This window comes from Thermodesulfovibrio aggregans, from assembly GCF_001514535.1.
Taxonomy (GTDB): Bacteria; Nitrospirota; Thermodesulfovibrionia; order Thermodesulfovibrionales; family Thermodesulfovibrionaceae; genus Thermodesulfovibrio; species Thermodesulfovibrio aggregans.
The window spans coordinates 1089273-1105650 of record NZ_BCNO01000001.1; the positions used below are offsets into that span (position 1 = coordinate 1089273).

At 33.7% G+C, this 16378-nt stretch carries 18 protein-coding genes and 2 tRNA genes; 8 read left to right on the top strand and 12 right to left on the bottom strand.

All coding sequences use genetic code 11. The features are described 5' to 3' along the window. Positions 1-41: 41 nt before the first annotated feature. Positions 42-1007, top strand: a complete 966-nt coding sequence (locus TAGGR_RS05515) for a 4Fe-4S dicluster domain-containing protein (protein WP_059176328.1) — start codon at positions 42-44, stop codon at positions 1005-1007. After that, positions 988-2175 (top strand): NrfD/PsrC family molybdoenzyme membrane anchor subunit, encoded by a 1188-nt coding sequence (gene nrfD, locus TAGGR_RS05520; RefSeq protein ID WP_059176329.1) that lies wholly within the window; start codon positions 988-990, stop codon positions 2173-2175. The genes TAGGR_RS05515 and nrfD overlap by 20 nt, the downstream gene beginning before the upstream one ends. A gap of 2 nt (positions 2176-2177) precedes the next feature. Here the strand turns inward: nrfD and TAGGR_RS05525 are convergent, their stop codons facing one another. Genes TAGGR_RS05525 through TAGGR_RS05555 form a run of 7 tightly spaced genes read right to left on the bottom strand, consistent with a single transcriptional unit; the run spans position 2178 to position 9128 of the window. Then, a complete protein-coding gene (locus TAGGR_RS05525; RefSeq protein WP_059176330.1) occupies positions 2178-3467 on the bottom strand; it encodes a hemolysin family protein in 1290 nt (429 codons plus the stop codon). 3 nt (positions 3468-3470) lie between these two features. Beyond that, positions 3471-4553: an isocitrate/isopropylmalate dehydrogenase family protein gene (locus TAGGR_RS05530; protein ID WP_059176331.1), complete on the bottom strand. Its 1083-nt coding sequence runs from the start codon at positions 4551-4553 to the stop codon at positions 3471-3473. 13 nt (positions 4554-4566) lie between these two features. Continuing rightward, positions 4567-5799: a LeuA family protein gene (locus TAGGR_RS05535; protein ID WP_059176563.1), complete on the bottom strand. Its 1233-nt coding sequence runs from the start codon at positions 5797-5799 to the stop codon at positions 4567-4569. Positions 5800-5835: 36 nt separating this feature from the next. Then, positions 5836-6324, bottom strand: coding sequence for an acetolactate synthase small subunit (gene ilvN, locus TAGGR_RS10455; RefSeq protein WP_059176332.1), 489 nt, complete (start codon positions 6322-6324; stop codon positions 5836-5838). Between the two features lie 9 nt (positions 6325-6333). Beyond that, positions 6334-8064 (bottom strand): biosynthetic-type acetolactate synthase large subunit, encoded by a 1731-nt coding sequence (ilvB, locus tag TAGGR_RS05545; RefSeq protein ID WP_059176333.1) that lies wholly within the window; start codon positions 8062-8064, stop codon positions 6334-6336. A 50-nt stretch (positions 8065-8114) separates the two neighbouring features. Beyond that, on the bottom strand, positions 8115-8873 hold the full coding sequence (locus tag TAGGR_RS05550; protein WP_059176334.1) for a sugar phosphate isomerase/epimerase family protein: 759 nt from the start codon (positions 8871-8873) through the stop codon (positions 8115-8117). Further along, positions 8874-9128: an FmdB family zinc ribbon protein gene (locus tag TAGGR_RS05555; protein WP_059176335.1), complete on the bottom strand. Its 255-nt coding sequence runs from the start codon at positions 9126-9128 to the stop codon at positions 8874-8876. A 108-nt stretch (positions 9129-9236) separates the two neighbouring features. Between TAGGR_RS05555 and TAGGR_RS05560 the strand changes: the two genes are divergently transcribed. Both TAGGR_RS05560 and TAGGR_RS05565 read left to right on the top strand, forming a co-directional pair. Further along, positions 9237-10229 (top strand): dTDP-glucose 4,6-dehydratase, encoded by a 993-nt coding sequence (locus TAGGR_RS05560; protein WP_059176336.1) that lies wholly within the window; start codon positions 9237-9239, stop codon positions 10227-10229. Beyond that, positions 10202-10960 (top strand): DUF72 domain-containing protein, encoded by a 759-nt coding sequence (locus tag TAGGR_RS05565; protein ID WP_059176337.1) that lies wholly within the window; start codon positions 10202-10204, stop codon positions 10958-10960. Before TAGGR_RS05560 ends, TAGGR_RS05565 begins: the two co-directional genes overlap by 28 nt. On the opposite strand, the gene TAGGR_RS05570 is transcribed toward TAGGR_RS05565, so the two are convergent. Beyond that, positions 10932-11705 carry a hypothetical protein gene (locus TAGGR_RS05570; RefSeq protein WP_059176338.1) on the bottom strand — a complete coding sequence of 258 codons (774 nt, stop codon included), beginning with the start codon at positions 11703-11705 and terminating at the stop codon, positions 10932-10934. The genes TAGGR_RS05565 and TAGGR_RS05570 overlap by 29 nt on opposite strands. Positions 11706-11787: 82 nt before the next feature. Between TAGGR_RS05570 and TAGGR_RS05575 the strand changes: the two genes are divergently transcribed. The 4 genes from TAGGR_RS05575 to TAGGR_RS05590 all read left to right on the top strand — a co-directional run bounded on the left by TAGGR_RS05575 (position 11788) and on the right by TAGGR_RS05590 (position 13097). Further along, a complete protein-coding gene (locus TAGGR_RS05575; RefSeq protein WP_059176339.1) occupies positions 11788-12036 on the top strand; it encodes a hypothetical protein in 249 nt (82 codons plus the stop codon). A 2-nt stretch (positions 12037-12038) separates the two neighbouring features. Then, positions 12039-12111: transfer RNA gene (locus TAGGR_RS05580), tRNA-Gly, on the top strand. A 10-nt stretch (positions 12112-12121) separates the two neighbouring features. Further along, positions 12122-12194 (top strand) — tRNA-Cys (locus TAGGR_RS05585). Positions 12195-12254: 60 nt separating this feature from the next. Further along, a complete protein-coding gene (locus tag TAGGR_RS05590) occupies positions 12255-13097 on the top strand; it encodes a deoxyribonuclease IV (RefSeq protein ID WP_059176340.1) in 843 nt (280 codons plus the stop codon). Here the strand turns inward: TAGGR_RS05590 and TAGGR_RS05595 are convergent. Genes TAGGR_RS05595 through TAGGR_RS05610 form a run of 4 tightly spaced genes read right to left on the bottom strand, consistent with a single transcriptional unit; the run spans position 13078 to position 16317 of the window. Then, entirely contained in the window at positions 13078-13956 is an 879-nt protein-coding gene (locus TAGGR_RS05595; RefSeq protein WP_059176341.1) for a phosphoribosylaminoimidazolesuccinocarboxamide synthase, read from the bottom strand. The genes TAGGR_RS05590 and TAGGR_RS05595 overlap by 20 nt on opposite strands. 14 nt (positions 13957-13970) lie before the next feature. Beyond that, positions 13971-14735, bottom strand: coding sequence for a bifunctional hydroxymethylpyrimidine kinase/phosphomethylpyrimidine kinase (gene thiD / locus TAGGR_RS05600; protein WP_059176342.1), 765 nt, complete (start codon positions 14733-14735; stop codon positions 13971-13973). After that, positions 14735-15532, bottom strand: a complete 798-nt coding sequence (locus tag TAGGR_RS05605; RefSeq protein ID WP_059176343.1) for a YihY/virulence factor BrkB family protein — start codon at positions 15530-15532, stop codon at positions 14735-14737. The genes thiD and TAGGR_RS05605 overlap by 1 nt, the downstream gene beginning before the upstream one ends. Continuing rightward, positions 15529-16317 carry an amidohydrolase family protein gene (locus TAGGR_RS05610; protein WP_059176344.1) on the bottom strand — a complete coding sequence of 263 codons (789 nt, stop codon included), beginning with the start codon at positions 16315-16317 and terminating at the stop codon, positions 15529-15531. Before TAGGR_RS05610 ends, TAGGR_RS05605 begins: the two co-directional genes overlap by 4 nt. Between the last annotated feature and the right edge of the window lie 61 nt (positions 16318-16378).

Here is a 16378-nt window from a genome sequence, read left to right on the forward strand (position 1 = left end):
TCAGTATGCTCGGAGAAAAGAAAAAGTATTAGAGGAAAGATATGGATAGAAGAGATTTTCTTAAGACAGCACTTAAAATTACAGGATTAACACTCATAGGAAAAAATGCTATAGCTAAGGATTCTTCTGTTTACTCAACAGGAAATCTGGCAAACAGGAAAAACTGGGAAAAATATGAGAGCATAAAAAAAGAAGAAATCTCTCCAAAAGAGCCTTATGCTGTACTTGTTGATCTTACAAAATGCATTGGATGTAGAAGATGTGAATGGGCATGCAATGAATGGAATAAAAATCCAAATAGACCACTTAAAGAGTTTGAGGAATCCAAAGACAGAAAACCTTCGGTTTTTGATAGAATTCGTAGAACCCATGCTGGACAGTTTACAGTGGTAAATAGATTTTATGATGGACAAAAACCAGTTTATGTAAAGAAACAATGCATGCACTGTGCTGAACCTGCCTGTGAAGCTTCCTGTTTTGTTGCTGCCTTTAAGAAAACTCCGCATGGAGCAGTTCTTTACAGTCCCTCTTTGTGTGTGGGCTGTCGTTACTGTATGATTGCCTGTCCTTTTGACATACCAGCCTATGAATACTATGACCCAATTACACCACAGATAACAAAATGCACAATGTGTTTTGATAGAATAACAGAAGGAAAGGTTCCTGCCTGTGTTGAGATATGTTCAGCCGATGTTATGAAATTTGGACCAAGAAGTGAGATGCTAAAACTTGCCCATGAAACAATAAATAATAATCCTGAAAGATACATAAAGCATGTTTATGGTGAACATGAAGCAGGTGGAACGAACTGGCTTTATATATCTGGAGTTCCCTTTGAAAAACTTGGATTTCCAAAACTTGATAAAACACCTATTCCAGAATACAGTAAAAACTTTCTTTTTACTGTAAAAGTGCTTGAGATTGTTGCTGCTGCACCCCTTGTGTGGGGAGCTTATTACATGATTTCAAGAAATAAAAAGAAAAAAGATGAAAGCCATGAGAAATAATAGCTGGTTTAAGGAAAAAATACTTTTAGGAATGAGTTTTAGCGAATATGTTTCAAAACATGCTACACTACCGTTTGTCATAGCTTTTATAATTCTTGCTTTTTCTTTTTATTCAATGGCTTACAGACTTATTTACGGACTTGGACCTGCAACAAATCTTTCTGATACCTATCCATGGGGATTGTGGATAAGTTTTGATATCCTTGCAGGAATTGCCCTTGCTGCTCCAGGACTCACAGTTGGAACTGCAGTTTATCTTTTTGGAATGAAAGATTACAAAAAATTTGCAAGACCGGCAATTCTTTCAAGTTTGCTTGGCTATGTATTTGCTGTTTTTGCTCTTATGTTTGATCTTGGAAGATACTACCGTGTTCCATATGTAATTGGCTGGTCATGGGGATTAAACTCCATACTGTTTCTCATTGCCTGGCATTTCTTTTTGTACATAATTATTTGCCTTATTGAATGGTTCCCTGCATTTTTTGAATGGCTTGGTAAAGATAAACTCAGAGATTTCTTCTCAAAGCTTGGAATCTGGGCAACTGTATTCGGAGTCATCATAGCAGGTGGACATCAGTCAGCTCTTGGAGGACTGTTTCTTATTGCACCAACAAAAGTGCATCCACTCTGGTATTCGGCACTTCTTCCGCTTTTTTTCCTTATTTCAGCAATTTTTGCTGGTATATCAATGGTTATAATTGAAAGCACCATATCTCATAAGATTTTTAAGGAACAACTAAAAAATTTTGATGAGGAAGAATTTAACAGAAAAACACTCGGGCTTGCAAAGGCTCTTGTTGGCTGTCTTTTTGTATATCTAATTCTTAAACTTCTTGACCTTGCCCATTATGACAAATGGCATTACTTAATTACTGGTTACGGTTACTGGTATATTTTAGAAGTTGTTGGTTTTGTTTTAATTCCTGCAGTGATTTTAATTAATGCAATAAAAGTAAAAGACGCAAAAATAGTGCGAGTAATTTCTTTCATAATAGCTGTCGGAGTAATCCTAAATCGTTTTAATGTGAGCCTTATAGCATATAACTGGTATGTACCTCTATCTGATAAGTATTATCCTACATGGATGGAAATTGCTCTTTCTTCAGGGGTAGTGGTTTTAGTAGTTTTATTTTACCGTTTCATTGTAAGAAGGATGGCTATTTTGTAAACTTATTCTTTTATCGTAGAATACTTTATTTTTGATATTCTTTGTCCAACCATTTCAATTACTTTAAAAACTTTACCATCAATATCTACTGTGTCACCAACACGTGGAATTCTTTGAAGTGTAGTAAGAATAAATCCTCCAAGTGTATCATACTCTTCTGATTCTTCAATCTCTATTCCGTAGTCCTCTTTTAAATCTCTTATTGAAATGGTTGCATCGATTATCATTGAACCATCTGGGAGAGTGATTACTGGCGTTTCAGTATCATACTCATCTCTTATTTCACCTACGAGCTCTTCAATAATATCTTCAAGTGTTACAAGTCCTGTTACAACACCGTATTCGTCAACAACCAGTGCCATGTGAACTCTTTTCTTTTGCATTTCCTTAAGGAGTATGTTTATTTTCATTGTCTCGGGAACAAACATGGGAGGTTTAAGAAGTCTCTTTATATCTAAGTTTTCTGGATTTTTAATAAGAGCATTGTAAAAATCTTTTGCATGAAGAATTCCTCTAATGTCATTAAGGTCTTTGCCAAGCGCAGGATATCTTGAAAACTTCTCATCCATAATAATTTCTTTAATCTCATCAATACTCATGTAAATGCTGACAGTAACCATTTGAGGAGCAGGAACCATTATTTCTTTAACTGTGATTTCGCTAAAACTGAATGCACTATGTATAAGCTGACGTTCATCAGGTTCAAATATTCCTTTTTCTTCTCCCTCTTCAATTAAAAGTTTTAATTCTTCCTGTGAAATAAAGCCTCTCTGTGAGAATGCTTTAAGTCCAAAAGGTTTAAGAAGAAAGTTTGTACTCACTGTGAGAATTTTTACAAAAATAAATGTCAATTTTGAAAACTTATCAATAAACTTTGCAGTTTTTAAACTTATCCATTCAGGATGTGAAAGGGCAATGGACTTTGGAATTAATTCCCCCAGTACTGTCGAGAAATATGTAACCAGAATAACTACTATTCCTATAGAGATTGCTTCAGCTGATACTCTTAAAAAACTGAATGGTAAAATTTCAATCAAAGGCTTTATATTCTTTACTGCATAGGCACCTGCCAGAGCTGAGGCAAGACTTCCGATGAGTGTAATCCCAACCTGAATAGTTGCAAGAAATTGATCTGGATTTTCTTTAAATTTTTGAACAACTTCAGCATTTGGAGTCTTTTCTTCAATTAGTTGTTTCAGTCTCGATCTTCTCAGTGTAACAACACCAATTTCAGAAGCAGCAAACAGACCGTTTAGAAAAATTAAAAGAAATATTAAAAATACTTCATTCATAAACTAATAAGATTTAATCTTCTCAATCAGTGCCTCTGCTACCTCCTGTGTTCCTACAGGTGGATTTGGGTCTTCAGGTGATTTCATATCATATGTTACATATTTACCTTCTTTGATAATTTCTGAAATTGCTTTCTCTATTTTAGAGGCAGCTTCTTTTTCACCAATATGGTTTAACATCATAACTGCACTTAATATTATTGCAAAAGGATTTACTTTATTCAATCCTTTGTATTTTGGTGCACTTCCATGGGTTGGTTCAAAAACTGCATATTCATCACCAATATTTGCACCTGGTGCCAATCCAAGTCCACCAATTAATCCAGCTGCAAGATCACTTATAATATCACCGTAGAGATTGGGCAGCACCAATACATCATATAGCTCTGGTTTTTGAACAAGTTGCATACACATGTTGTCAACAATTTTGTCTTCAAATTCTATATCCGGATATCTGGTTGCAACTTCTCTTGCAACTTCAAGAAAAAGCCCATCAGAGTATTTCATAATATTTGCCTTATGCACAGCAGTAACTTTTTTGCGACTATTTTTTCTTGCATACTCAAAGGCAAATCTTACAATTCTTTCTGTGCCGAAAACTGATATTGGTTTAATGCTTATTCCAGAGTCATGCCTGATTTTTTTGGTGGTTTTTTCTTCAATAAATTTTATCAAGTCTATAGTTTCTGGTTCACCTTTCTTAAACTCAATACCAGCATAGAGGTCTTCGGTATTCTCTCTTATTATTACAAGATCAACATTTTCATATTTTGTCCTTGCACCTTTAAAGCTTTTACACGGTCTCACGCAGGCATAAAGATCAAGAGCTTGCCTTAAAGAAACATTAACGCTTCTAAAACCTGTTCCAACAGGCGTTGTTATAGGTCCTTTTATGGCAATCTTATTCTTTTTAATTGAATCTATCACTCTTTCAGGAAGTGGATTCCCTTCTTTTAAATATACTTCTTCACCGGCATTTTGAATTTCCCAATTAATTTTTACTCCTGTTGCTTCAACGACTTTTTTCATTGCTTCTGATATCTCAGGACCTATTCCATCTCCTGGAATAAGAGTAACAGTATACATTCTATAGTTCCTCCTAAGGTGTTACTGTGAGAATTTGCCTGACAATGTCAGGATATTGGGCTATAAATCTAAGCTCATCATCAGTAAGAGGTTTTTGAGTATGTAAATTTGCATATTGGACAAGTTCAAGAATTTTTCTTGCTTCAGCATCATCGTGAAACTCTATACCGAGTTTGCTATATACATATCTGAATCCTTTTATTCCACCATATTCTCCTGTAGTGATGATTCTTCCTGTTTCAAGAAGTTCTGGTTCTCCACGACCAACATCTTCTGGAGAGTAAAGTTCATAATTTGATCTGTCTTTTAAAACTCCATCAGCATGAATTCCTGATTCATGGGCAAAGGCATTTGCACCAACTCCAGGTTGATTTATCGGAATAGGGATATTGAAAGCATAGGAAGCATATCTGGCAATTTTCCAAGCCATTTTAAGATTTATATGCTCATCAAGAGGACATTTTTCTTTAAGCCCATGAGAAAACTTAAGAGCCAGTATTGTAGAGACTAAATCGGCATTTCCAGCTCTTTCACCATATCCATTTATAGTTGTATTTATGTAACTGTCTACACCTGCTTCCACTGTTGCTTGAGCTCCTGCAACAGAAACTGCTTCAGCCATGCCAAGGTCATTATGACAGTGCATTTCAATGGGAAATTTTGTTGCGAGAGCAAGCGTGTGAATTCTCTCGTAAATTGTAATCGGATCTTCGCATCCAAGTGTATCGCAATAGCGGAATCTATCTCCACCTGCTTCTTTTCCTGCAAGGATGAATTCAATGAGTCTGCTGAGTTCAGTACGGGATGCATCCTCTGCATTGAATCCAACTGTTTCTGCTCCAAGTTCTTTTGCAAGTTTGACAGCATTGTACATGCTTTTTACAATGTCATCCCATGTTTTTCTTCCCTGAAATTTTCCCTGTATCATGATTTCAGAGGTGGAAATTGAAAGATTAAGATGTTTAAGTTTTGGACAATTCTTAAAAGCTAATTCCACATCTTCTGGAATTGCTCTTGCCCATCCTTCAAGATGAATTCTTTTTAATACACCCATTTCAGCAAGTTCAAGATTGGCATTGATATAGTTTACTTCATGTTTTAAAGTAGGAAATCCAATTTCACTCTGGTAAACACCCATTTCATCAAGATATAAATTGAGCATTGTTTTTGAAAGCTTTGGAAGAAGTATTCGTGAAGTCTGAACTCCATCTCTATTTGTTACATCAATAATGTAAACCTTCCCCATATTTGCCATTTTTCCTCCTTGTTATAAAAATTGTTGTTATTTTCTTTGTGAAATCTCTCTTGGAATGGCTACTTTGCCTGTTCTAACAAATTCCTTTATTCCCATTGGTTTCATAAGCTCAATAAAGGCTTGAATCTTTTTTTCATCTCCTGTTACTTCTATTGTATAGGTTGTTGGACCTGAATCAACCACTCTTCCACGAAATATTTCAACTGTTTTCAAAACTTCAAGTCTGTTTTCCTTTCTTGGTGCAACTTTAATTAAAACCATTTCCCTTTCCACATGGTCTATTTCAGTTAAATCAACAACTTTAATAACATCAACGAGTCTGTTAAGTTGTTTTGTAATCTGTTCAATAACTCTATCATCTCCTGTTGTTACAATTGTCATTATGGAGATATTGGGATCTATAGTTTCTCCTACTGATAGACTTTCTATATTATAACCTCTACCACTAAAAAGTCCTGCTATTCTCGCTAAAACACCAAATTTGTTTTCTACAAGCACTGAGATTGTATGTCTCACAGTTGCCCCCTATTTTACTGCTTTAAGTTTCCGTTCTTTTTTCTTCTCTTCAAAGATCATCTGATCAATAGGAGCTCCAGGCGGTACCATAGGATAAACTTTCTCTTTCCAGTCAACAACGAAATCCATAAATACAGGTTTTCTTATTGATAAGGCTTCTTTTATAACTGGTTCAACTTCGCTTGGTTTAGTTGCTCTTAACCCAACAGCACCATAAGCTTCTGCAACCTTTACAAAGTCTGGTGCTGTACTTAGATAGGTATGAGAGTACCTTTCATTATAAAAGATTTCCTGCCATTGTCTGACCATTCCAAGATAGCTGTTATTAAGTATTGCCACTTTTACAGGTAAATCATAAACTACTGCTGTTGCGAGTTCCTGTATATTCATCTGAATACTTCCATCTCCTGCTATGTCGATAACTGTCATATCAGGAAAAGCAAGTTGAGCACCAATTGCAGCAGGAAATCCATATCCCATGGTGCCAAGTCCACCTGAGGTTACAAGTCTGCGGGGTTTGTCAAATTTGTAAAACTGTGCTGTCCACATCTGATTCTGTCCAACCTCTGTTGTAATAATTGCATCGCCTTTTGTAACTTCATATATTTTTTCAATAACATACTGAGGCTTTATAACTTCAGGGTCAAATTCATATGTAAGAGGTCTTTCCTTTTTCCATTGATTTATCTGTTTGAGCCATGCCTTTCTAATCTCTTCCCATTGAGGTTTTATTTCTTCTTTGAGGATTTTATTTAATACCTGAAGAACTCTGCTAACATCTCCAACTATTGGAATATCAACTCTTACATTTTTACGAATTGATGTGGGATCAATATCTATATGAATTATCTTTGCCTGAGGTGCAAAGGCATCTGTTTTCCCTGTTACTCTATCATCAAATCTCATTCCAATTGCAATGATTAAATCGGAATTCTGAACTGCCATATTGGCATAATATGTTCCGTGCATTCCGAGCATTCCAAGTGAAAGCTCATGGGTGCGTGGGAAACTGCCAAGCCCCATTAAAGTATTGGCAACAGGGATTTGAGTAATCTCTGCAAGTTCTTTAAGATATTCATGAGCATTGGAAATTATACATCCACCACCAGCAATAATGACAGGTTTTTTGGCTTTAGCTATTTCCTGTGCTGCTTTTTTTATCATGTAAAAATTGCCTTCATAGGTTGGATTATAGCTTCTTATGTAAACTTTTTCTGGCCAAATAAACTCTGTTTTTCCCTGTGTGACATCCTTAGGAAGATCTATAAGAACAGGACCTGGTCTGCCAGTTGTTGCGATGTAAAAAGCTTCTCTTACTTGCCGTGCGAGGTCCTTAACGTCTTTCACAAGAATATTGTATTTAGTGCATGGTCTAGTAATTCCTACAATATCTGCTTCCTGAAATGCGTCATTTCCAATTAAAAATGTAGGAACCTGACCTGTAAAAATAACAAGGGGAACAGAGTCCATATAGGCATTTGCAATTCCGGTTACAGTATTGGTTGCTCCAGGACCACTTGTTACGAGAACAACTCCAGGTTTTCCACTAACTCTTGCATATCCGTCAGCAGCATGAGTTGCACCCTGTTCATGTCTCGTAAGAATTAGTTTTATATCCGGATCATCGTAAAGAAGGTCAAAAATATCGAGTATTACTCCACCAGGGTAACCAAAAATATGTTTTACACCCTCTCTTTTTAGGCACTCAATTAAAATTTCTGCACCTTTCATTTTAGCCATGGCTCTATCCTTATTTTATAAGTTTAAAAAATAAAATACCATAACTCTTTTTATTTTATCAATTCATTAAATTTTTTTATACTTTTAAAAACATCTTCAGGACTATGAGCTTCTATTGTGTAAATACAGTTTTTATTTTTGAATAATCCAAAAAATTTTTCAAAATCAAAGGAACCACATCCAATACAGAGATGCTCATCAAACTGTTTATTATTGTCGTGTAAGTGAAGTTCAATTATATATTTATCCAATGAGTTAAGCCATTCTTCAATGCTCTTTTTTGAAAAAAGATTAAAGTGTCCTGTGTCTAAACATATTCCAAAATAAGGACAATAGAGTTTCTCAACAAGCATTTTCAGATTTTCAGGGTCTTCTTCAAAAATATTTTCTATTGCAATTTTAATGTTTAATCTTTCTGCTCTTGGTAAAATTCTTTCCCATGTTTTAAGGCTTGCTTGAAGCCATACATCTACTTTGAAAGCATATTTCCACTTTTCATAACCTGAATGAAAAACTATTGATTTTGGCTTAAGAATTTCAGCAATATCAAAAACCTGATTAAATCTCTCAATTGTAACTTCTCTTACTTTTGAATCAACTGCACCAGGTGAAAGATCCATAAAAGGTGCATGGAAAGACAAAGAGGGTTCATAGGAAAGAACCCTCTTAAGTTCTGTTATATCTTTTTGTGTAATACAATCAAGTGATTGAGAGTCAAAGTATATTTCAAGGTTAAATTTTTCTTTCTGAATTATATCAATGTAATCGTAAATTTTACTGTATGGAACATGAATGTGCAGGTTTTCCATCTATGTAGATTTTTCCTCTGATTTTTTGGAAGTTTTATCGGAATTGTTTGAATTAGAAGTATTCTCTGAATTATTTTTTCTTGCATAATCTGTTACATACCAGCCAGTTCCCTTCAACACAAAAGAAGAAAGGGATATAAGTTTTTTAAGTTCTCCACCACAAACAGGGCAATTTTTTAAAGGTTTATCACTAAATTTTTGAATAACTTCGTGAATTTTGTGGCATTCCATGCATTCATACTCATATATGGGCATCTGACTCAACACCTCCTTTGTTTATTAGGATACTGATAAAATTTATTTTAAAACATCCATGCTTATTTTTGGTATAATTTAGTAAGAATTTTTTAGGAGGCTTGAGATATGAAAGTTCTTGTAACAGGAGGAGCTGGTTTTATAGGAAGTGATTTTGTAAGATTAGCTGCAAGAAAAGGCTGGAAGGTTATAGTTGTTGATAAATTGACTTATGCAGGTGATTTGGAAAGGCTTAAACCTATTCAAGACAGAATAGATTTTTATAATATAGATATTCTTGATAAGCAAGAATTAAGAAAAATATTTAAAAAACATAAACCAGAAGTAATCTTACATTTTGCATCTGAGACAAATATTGATAAATCAGTCATAGATCCGAGTATTTTTATGGAAACAAACATTATAGGAACCATATGTCTTCTTGATCTTGTTAAAGAATTTGAAGTAGAAAAATTTGTAAACATTACTTCTTATGAAGAATATGGAGATATTAGGGAAGGAGAAAGAGATGAAGACTGTCCTCTAAATCCTCGTTCTCCCTATGCTGTAAGCAAGGCATCAGCTGATATGCTTGGACAGGTTTACTGGAGAGCATTGCAAATTCCTGTTATAACCTTAAGACTATGTAGTATATATGGTCCCTGGCAGAATCCTGAAAGACTCATACCTATGACAATACTTAGAGCTTTACGTAACGAGCAAATTCCGGTGTATGGAACAGGTGATATAATTCGTGAATGGCTTTATCTTTGTGATTGTGTTAGAGCAATTTTTGCGGTTCTGGAAAAAGGTAAACCTGGAGATGTATATAATGTGGGAAGTGGAGAACGATTTTCAGTTATAGAGATTGTAAGGCGAATATTAAAAATTCTTGATAAACCTGAAAGTCTGATAAAATTTGTTCCAGATCGTCCAGGACATGAAAAAAGAGTTGCCATATGCAGTGAAAAAATAAAAAACAGAACAGGCTGGTCTCCGGTAACAAGCTTTGAATCAGGATTAAAATCTACAGTAGAGTGGAATTTAAACAATAGAACATGGCTATTTAAAAAGTTGTTTTATTATGAAGATTTATGGAGCAAGCTTTACAGAGAAGACTAAATTATCATATTGGTACATCCGGCTGGCAATACGCACACTGGAGAGGAATTTTTTATCCTGCAGAATTAAAATATTCAGACTGGCTTTATTATTACTCCAAGTATTTCTCAACAGTTGAGATTAATGTCACTTTTTACAGAGATGTAAGAACATCAACTTTTCAGAAATGGTATAATTCAACACCAAAAAATTTTCTATTTTCAGTTAAACTTTCAAGACAGATAACACATTTTAAAAGACTTAAAGTTGACAAACTCTATATTGAAAGCTTTATTCAGAAGTATTCAACTTTAAAAGAAAAACTTGGAGTTATTCTAATTCAACTTCCTCCAGGATTAAAGTTTGACGAAACATTAGTTGATGATTTCATTTCTATGTTAGACAAAACCTATAAGTATACAATTGAAGTTAGAAATAAAACATTCATTCATGATAAATTTTTTGAAATTTTGAAACAAAACAACATTGCCTTTTGCATAGCAGATTCTGCTGGACGATTTCCCTATTATGAGGTAGTTACAGCAGATTTTATCTATGTTAGACTTCATGGCTCTCAGAGACTTTATGCTTCAGAATATACAGAGGAAGAGTTGAAAGAATGGGTTAGAAAGATTAACACATGGAATAAGCCTACATTTGTTTACTTTGACAATGATTATATGGGATACGCTGTGAAAAATGCATCAAGACTTAAAGAACTTCTTACTGACATTTCTCTTTTTCAAAAATAGGACAGAAACCTTCCTGAATATCTTTTTGAGAGATATTGCTTAGAAGATACTCTTTAATATTATCCTGCCCTATAATGAATTTTTTTGTTGCCCCTTCATCACAGAATAGTACTGGAACATGCTGTATTTTCAAAGTTCTAAGAGCACCTGTAATTTCTTTTGCTTCAATAGCTTGAACTGAAATTGAATGAGTTTTACAGAACTGTATTACTTCTTCACAATGTTGACATTCCTTAGAATATATGAGAACGTACTGGGAAGAGGGAATCTGTCCAATTTCTGGATTTACAAAATAGGTTATGAGAAATATGCTAATAAAACAACTAAATGCATAGATTATTTCAAATCTTTTTCTAATAAGTCTAAATAAACAGCTTAATAAAATAATTCCAAATACGGTAATACAAAAAATACAAAATTCTCTAACGACAAAGCTTTGAAAACCAAGTAAATAACCCTCTACAGACAAAGCTAAAATAAGAATACCGGAATGAAAATACTCAATCAATGGTTGAATTTTTGGAGGAAATTTATAAAGAGAAACAAAGATTAAAGTTATAAATAGCGCTAATCCTGAAATAAGAAGGATAAGGTCTCCTCCTTTAACAAAGCTTTCAACAATTCTGCATCCTTGAGTAGTACAGATACTTTTACCGTGAATATGTAAAATAAATTCAGTTAATACAATTATAAAACCTGCAACATAAAATACTGGATAAAAATTGAGAATTTTAATTTTAGGCATAACTTTAATATACCACAATGGAGCATTATTTATAAAAGTTTCTATAGCTTATACTTAGTGCATTGACAAAGAGAAATGTTTTATGATAATTTTTTACATGTTATCCTTCTTAAAAAAATGGAAGAAGAAAAGGGAGCTTAAAAAAATCAATAAGCTCATAAAAGAATTTGAAGAGATGAGAGAAAATTTATTGAAAAAAGCTGAAGCACTTGAAGAATTTGCAAATAGAAGGATAAAAGAGTTAGAATTAAAATTAGACAATATGGAACAGCAATTAGAGGTCTTTGAGAAAATTATAGATTCTCTTGATCCTAAAAAAAGAGTTAATTAAATGCGGGTGTAGCTCAGCTGGTAGAGCACAACCTTGCCAAGGTTGGGGTCACGGGTTCGAATCCCGCCACCCGCTTTTTTTTATTGGCGACGTACCCAAGCGGCTAAGGGAGCGGTCTGCAAAACCGCCATGCGCCGGTTCGAATCCGGCCGTCGCCTTAAATTTTTTATTTTAGAGAACAGCAAAAAATTATTAAAAAATAAAAGAGATTTTTTAATTTGAGACCTCTTGGCGTTCATACTTCAATTAAAAACACTTTAATTAATTCCATAGAAGAAGCTGTTCAGCTTCAATGTACAACATTTCAGATATTTCTTCATAGTCCCAGGATCTGGGAAATTCCAGAGTATGAAGAACAAGTTATTGATGAGTTTAAAAGACTTAGAAAACTTCATGGATTGAATCCTTTAGTTATTCATGCCTCTTATCTGATAAATCTTATCTCATCAAAACCAAAGACAATTGCCTCTTCAAGATATCTTTTAAAAAGAGAAGTCTTAATGGCAGATGCTCTGGGTGCAGACTATTATGTAATTCATTTAAAGGACAACAAAGATATGGACAAGGATGAGATTTATGCTAAAACTAAAGAAGGTTTCAGCAAAATAGGAAAGCTTGAAAAATGTAAAATTCTCATAGAAAATACAGCAAAAAGTAAAATAACATCTCAGATTCCTGATTTGATTGAAACACTTCAAAAAATTGAAAGTGAAAACATTGGCGGAATTTGTATTGACACCTGTCATCTTTTTGCAGCCGGATATGATATATCTGGCGAAGATGGAATATCAAAGTTTATTGAAGAGGTTTTTCAATCTGGCTCTTTTGGTTTAATTAAGTTAATCCATCTTAACGATTCAAAAGCACCTGCAGGTTCTGGAATTGACAGGCACGAACATATTGGAAAAGGGCACATTGGAATATCAGGCTTTGAAAGATTTTTAAAGATAAAAGAACTCTCCAATGTGCCTTTAATTCTCGAGACACCTAAAAAATCTCCTGAAGATGATTTAAAAAATCTCAATGCTGTAAGAGAAATCCTCAGGAAGTTAGAATCCTGAATATTTCTTCATATCTTTCAGCAGTCTTTTTTACAATTTCATCTGGTAATGGTGGTGCAGGTGGCTTTTTGTCCCAGTTTATAGAAATTAAATAATCTCTTACAATTTGCTTATCATAGCTGTCCTGAGGTTTTCCTGGTACATAATTTTTCACTGCCCAGAATCTTGATGAATCAGGTGTTAAAAGTTCGTCAATTAGTATGAGTTGTTCATTATAAAAACCAAATTCCATTTTTGTATCAGCAATTATAATACCCTTTTTTTCTGCGATTTCAGATGCCTTTTTATAGATTGAAATTGATATGTCTTTTATTTTTTTAGCTACTTCTTCGCCAAGAATTTTCACAGTTTCATCAAAACTTATATTTATATCATGTCCCTTTTCAGCCTTTGTGCTTGGTGTGTAAATCGGCTCAGGAAGTTTTTGAGATTCCACAAGCCCCTCAGGAAGTTTAATTCCACAAATCATGCCTGTTTTCTGATAATCCTTCCATCCTGAACCAGTTATATATCCACGGACTATGCATTCTACAGGAAGAGGTTTTGCTTTTTTTACAAGCATACTTCTTCCTTCTAGAATATCTTTATATTTTCTAAGAGGTTCGGGAAATTCATCTACATTAGCTGAAACAATATGATTTTCAATTATGTCTTTTACCATATTAAACCAGAATAGAGAAATTTGCGTTAACACCTTTCCCTTACCTGGAATTCCTGTTGGAAGCACTACATCAAAAGCAGAAACTCTGTCTGTCGCCACAATTAAAAGATAGTCTCCTACTTCATAAATATCTCTTACTTTCCCTCTTCTGAGAAATTTAACACCTTCAATATTTGTTTCAAGAACAATGTTTCCCATGTTTTCCTCCTAAATTATATTTTCAATAAACGCATACCTTTCCCTAACTTCAGGGAATTTATGATAGCATTTTTAACAAAATTTTTTGCAGCCTTAAAAGCCTCTTTGGGTTCATAATTAAGACATAAAAAAGACAGAAAAGCAGAAGAAAAAGCACATCCAGTTCCATGAAACTCGCCTGGATATTTTTCGCTTTCTATTTTATAAAAATTTTTCCCATCGTAAAGTATATCAATTGCTTTTTCCTCAAGATGTCCTCCTTTGATTATAGCAAAATTTGATCCAAGTTGATAAAGTTTTTCTGAAGCTCTATAAACATCCTCTATTTTTTCAATCTTTACTTCTGTGAGTGTCTCTGCCTCAGGAATGTTTGCTGTAACAGCAATTGAGAGAGGAATGAGTTCTTCTTTTAAAATTTTTAACGCATTGTTTTCTATTAATTTTGCTCCCAAAGTAGAGGTAATTACAGGATCAATTACAAGATTTTTTATATTGAATTTTTTTATTTTTTCGACTATGCACTGTAAAGCTTCTTTACTGTAAAGCATTCCTGTTTTTGCTCCAAATGGTTTTATATCTTTTAAGAGAACTTCAAACTGGGCTTCTATAACTTCTGGAGGCACAGGATGGGTTAAAACAAACTCTGATGTACTTTGGGCAGTAACAGCAGTTAGGATACTCAATCCATAGATGTCAAGGGAATAAAAAACTTTTAAATCCAACTGGATTCCTGCTCCAGATGTAGGATCAGAAGCTCCTATTGTTAAAGCTGTTTTCATCATTTTTTCTCTATATTTTTAATTAGTTCTGCACCATAAAGAAAAACCGCCCATCCATAAAAAAGCCACATAAGAAGAGCAAGAAAGGTTGATACAGAGCCATAGAGAGAGCCTATTTTAATAATTTTTAAAACATAAAAAGCAAAAACATATTTAGCTATCTCTATCAATACTGTTGTTACTGCTGCTCCTGTTAGAATTGAAGAGAGTTTAATTTTTTTATTAGGCAGAATTTTATAAAGTAAGCTTGCTATAACAAACATTAACAGGAAAGGAAGAATGTGTTTAAGAAAGAAAATAAGCAGGGTCTTCAATCCAGAAAACTCTGGAGGCTGGAAAACTCTGATAAGATATGTTAGGGCAAATGAAGCTGCCACTGTAAATGTAATAAGAAGTATTATAAAGAATGACATTGCAATAGATGCCAGAAAATGTCTTTTTTTAGGAGTTCTAAAAATTTTGTTTAGAGAAAACTCAACTGCTGTAAAAAGCTGTAAAGAAAAAATACCATAAAGTATAATAGAAATACTGCTTACTTCTTTTGAGGCTAAAATATTTCTTAGTTCCTTAATCATCTGTAATTCTATTGCAGGGAAAAATGCAATTAATTTAGAGTACACGAATCTTACAACTCTCTCTTCCTGCATAATATTAACTAAAACATTGACAATAAACATGCTTAAAGGAATGATTGAAAGGATTGAAAAAAATGCAAGGGAGGAGCTCAAAAAGACTCCTTCATCATTGTAGAAATCCTTAAAACTTACAATAAAAGCTCTTGGAAGTTTTGTAATCATTTGAGTAGAATTTCAGCATTGATATAGTAGATTTTGTCTAATAACTCTTCAGAAAGACCAAGTTTTTTGAGATTCTCTATTTCCTTACCCTGGTCTGCCCAGGGAGAATCAGTTCCAAATAGTATGTAATTTTCTGGATGTTTGAGAATTAATTCTTTGATTTTTTCATCAGGTATCCATCCAAAGGAAAAAGAGATTTCCATGTATATTGGTTTTCCTATCATTAATTTTTCCACCTCATCCCACTGTTTCCATGCTCCAAGATGTGTAGCTACAAATTTGAGTTTAGGAAAATGATTTATAACATTCATTATTCTTGATGGAGAAGCAATATTCCACTCAGGAAAGGCTATATCATAACCACAGTGCATCACAATTAAAAGGTCATTTTCAATCAATGCTTCATAAATAGGATAGACTTTTTCATCATCAATGGCAAAGTCCTGATAAAAAGGATGCATTTTTATTCCATAAAAACCTTCTTTTTTGATTAGCCTAATATGTTCTTTTAAATTCTTATCTTCAGGATGAATAGATGGCAAAGGAATAATTCTATCAGAGCGAATTTTATCACTCCATTTAAGAATTGAGTTAAACTGTTCTGGTCTTGTAGCAATATTACATATAACGGATTTTGTTACATGATTTTTATCCATTGACCGAAGAAGGTCATCCAATGTTCCATTAAGAACAGCTTTGACTTTACTGTTTTCTTCAAGTTTTTTTATTGCTCTTTCTGCAATCTCATCTGGGAAGGCATGAGTATGAAAATCAATTATTTGCATAAGTCTTATTTTATCGTTAAAAAAAATGAATTTGTCAACGATGTTTCTCTAAGCATATCTT

What these genes read in the sequence shown, in the direction of transcription:
- TAGGR_RS05570 (WP_059176338.1), bottom strand. Translation starts at nt 11,705, where the DNA reads ATGCCTAAAATTAAAATTCTCAATTTTTATCCAGTATTTTATGTTGCA.
- TAGGR_RS05515 (WP_059176328.1), top strand. Translation starts at nt 42, where the DNA reads ATGGATAGAAGAGATTTTCTTAAGACAGCACTTAAAATTACAGGATTA.
- nrfD (WP_059176329.1), top strand. Translation starts at nt 988, where the DNA reads ATGAAAGCCATGAGAAATAATAGCTGGTTTAAGGAAAAAATACTTTTA.
- TAGGR_RS05595 (WP_059176341.1), bottom strand. Translation starts at nt 13,956, where the DNA reads ATGGGAAACATTGTTCTTGAAACAAATATTGAAGGTGTTAAATTTCTC.
- TAGGR_RS05530 (WP_059176331.1), bottom strand. Translation starts at nt 4,553, where the DNA reads ATGTATACTGTTACTCTTATTCCAGGAGATGGAATAGGTCCTGAGATA.
- TAGGR_RS05525 (WP_059176330.1), bottom strand. Translation starts at nt 3,467, where the DNA reads ATGAATGAAGTATTTTTAATATTTCTTTTAATTTTTCTAAACGGTCTG.
- TAGGR_RS05575 (WP_059176339.1), top strand. Translation starts at nt 11,788, where the DNA reads ATGATAATTTTTTACATGTTATCCTTCTTAAAAAAATGGAAGAAGAAA.
- TAGGR_RS05560 (WP_059176336.1), top strand. Translation starts at nt 9,237, where the DNA reads ATGAAAGTTCTTGTAACAGGAGGAGCTGGTTTTATAGGAAGTGATTTT.
- TAGGR_RS05565 (WP_059176337.1), top strand. Translation starts at nt 10,202, where the DNA reads ATGGAGCAAGCTTTACAGAGAAGACTAAATTATCATATTGGTACATCC.
- TAGGR_RS05535 (WP_059176563.1), bottom strand. Translation starts at nt 5,799, where the DNA reads ATGGGGAAGGTTTACATTATTGATGTAACAAATAGAGATGGAGTTCAG.
- thiD (WP_059176342.1), bottom strand. Translation starts at nt 14,735, where the DNA reads ATGAAAACAGCTTTAACAATAGGAGCTTCTGATCCTACATCTGGAGCA.
- TAGGR_RS05550 (WP_059176334.1), bottom strand. Translation starts at nt 8,873, where the DNA reads ATGGAAAACCTGCACATTCATGTTCCATACAGTAAAATTTACGATTAC.
- TAGGR_RS05605 (WP_059176343.1), bottom strand. Translation starts at nt 15,532, where the DNA reads ATGATTACAAAACTTCCAAGAGCTTTTATTGTAAGTTTTAAGGATTTC.
- TAGGR_RS05555 (WP_059176335.1), bottom strand. Translation starts at nt 9,128, where the DNA reads ATGCCCATATATGAGTATGAATGCATGGAATGCCACAAAATTCACGAA.
- ilvB (WP_059176333.1), bottom strand. Translation starts at nt 8,064, where the DNA reads ATGGCTAAAATGAAAGGTGCAGAAATTTTAATTGAGTGCCTAAAAAGA.
- TAGGR_RS05610 (WP_059176344.1), bottom strand. Translation starts at nt 16,317, where the DNA reads ATGCAAATAATTGATTTTCATACTCATGCCTTCCCAGATGAGATTGCA.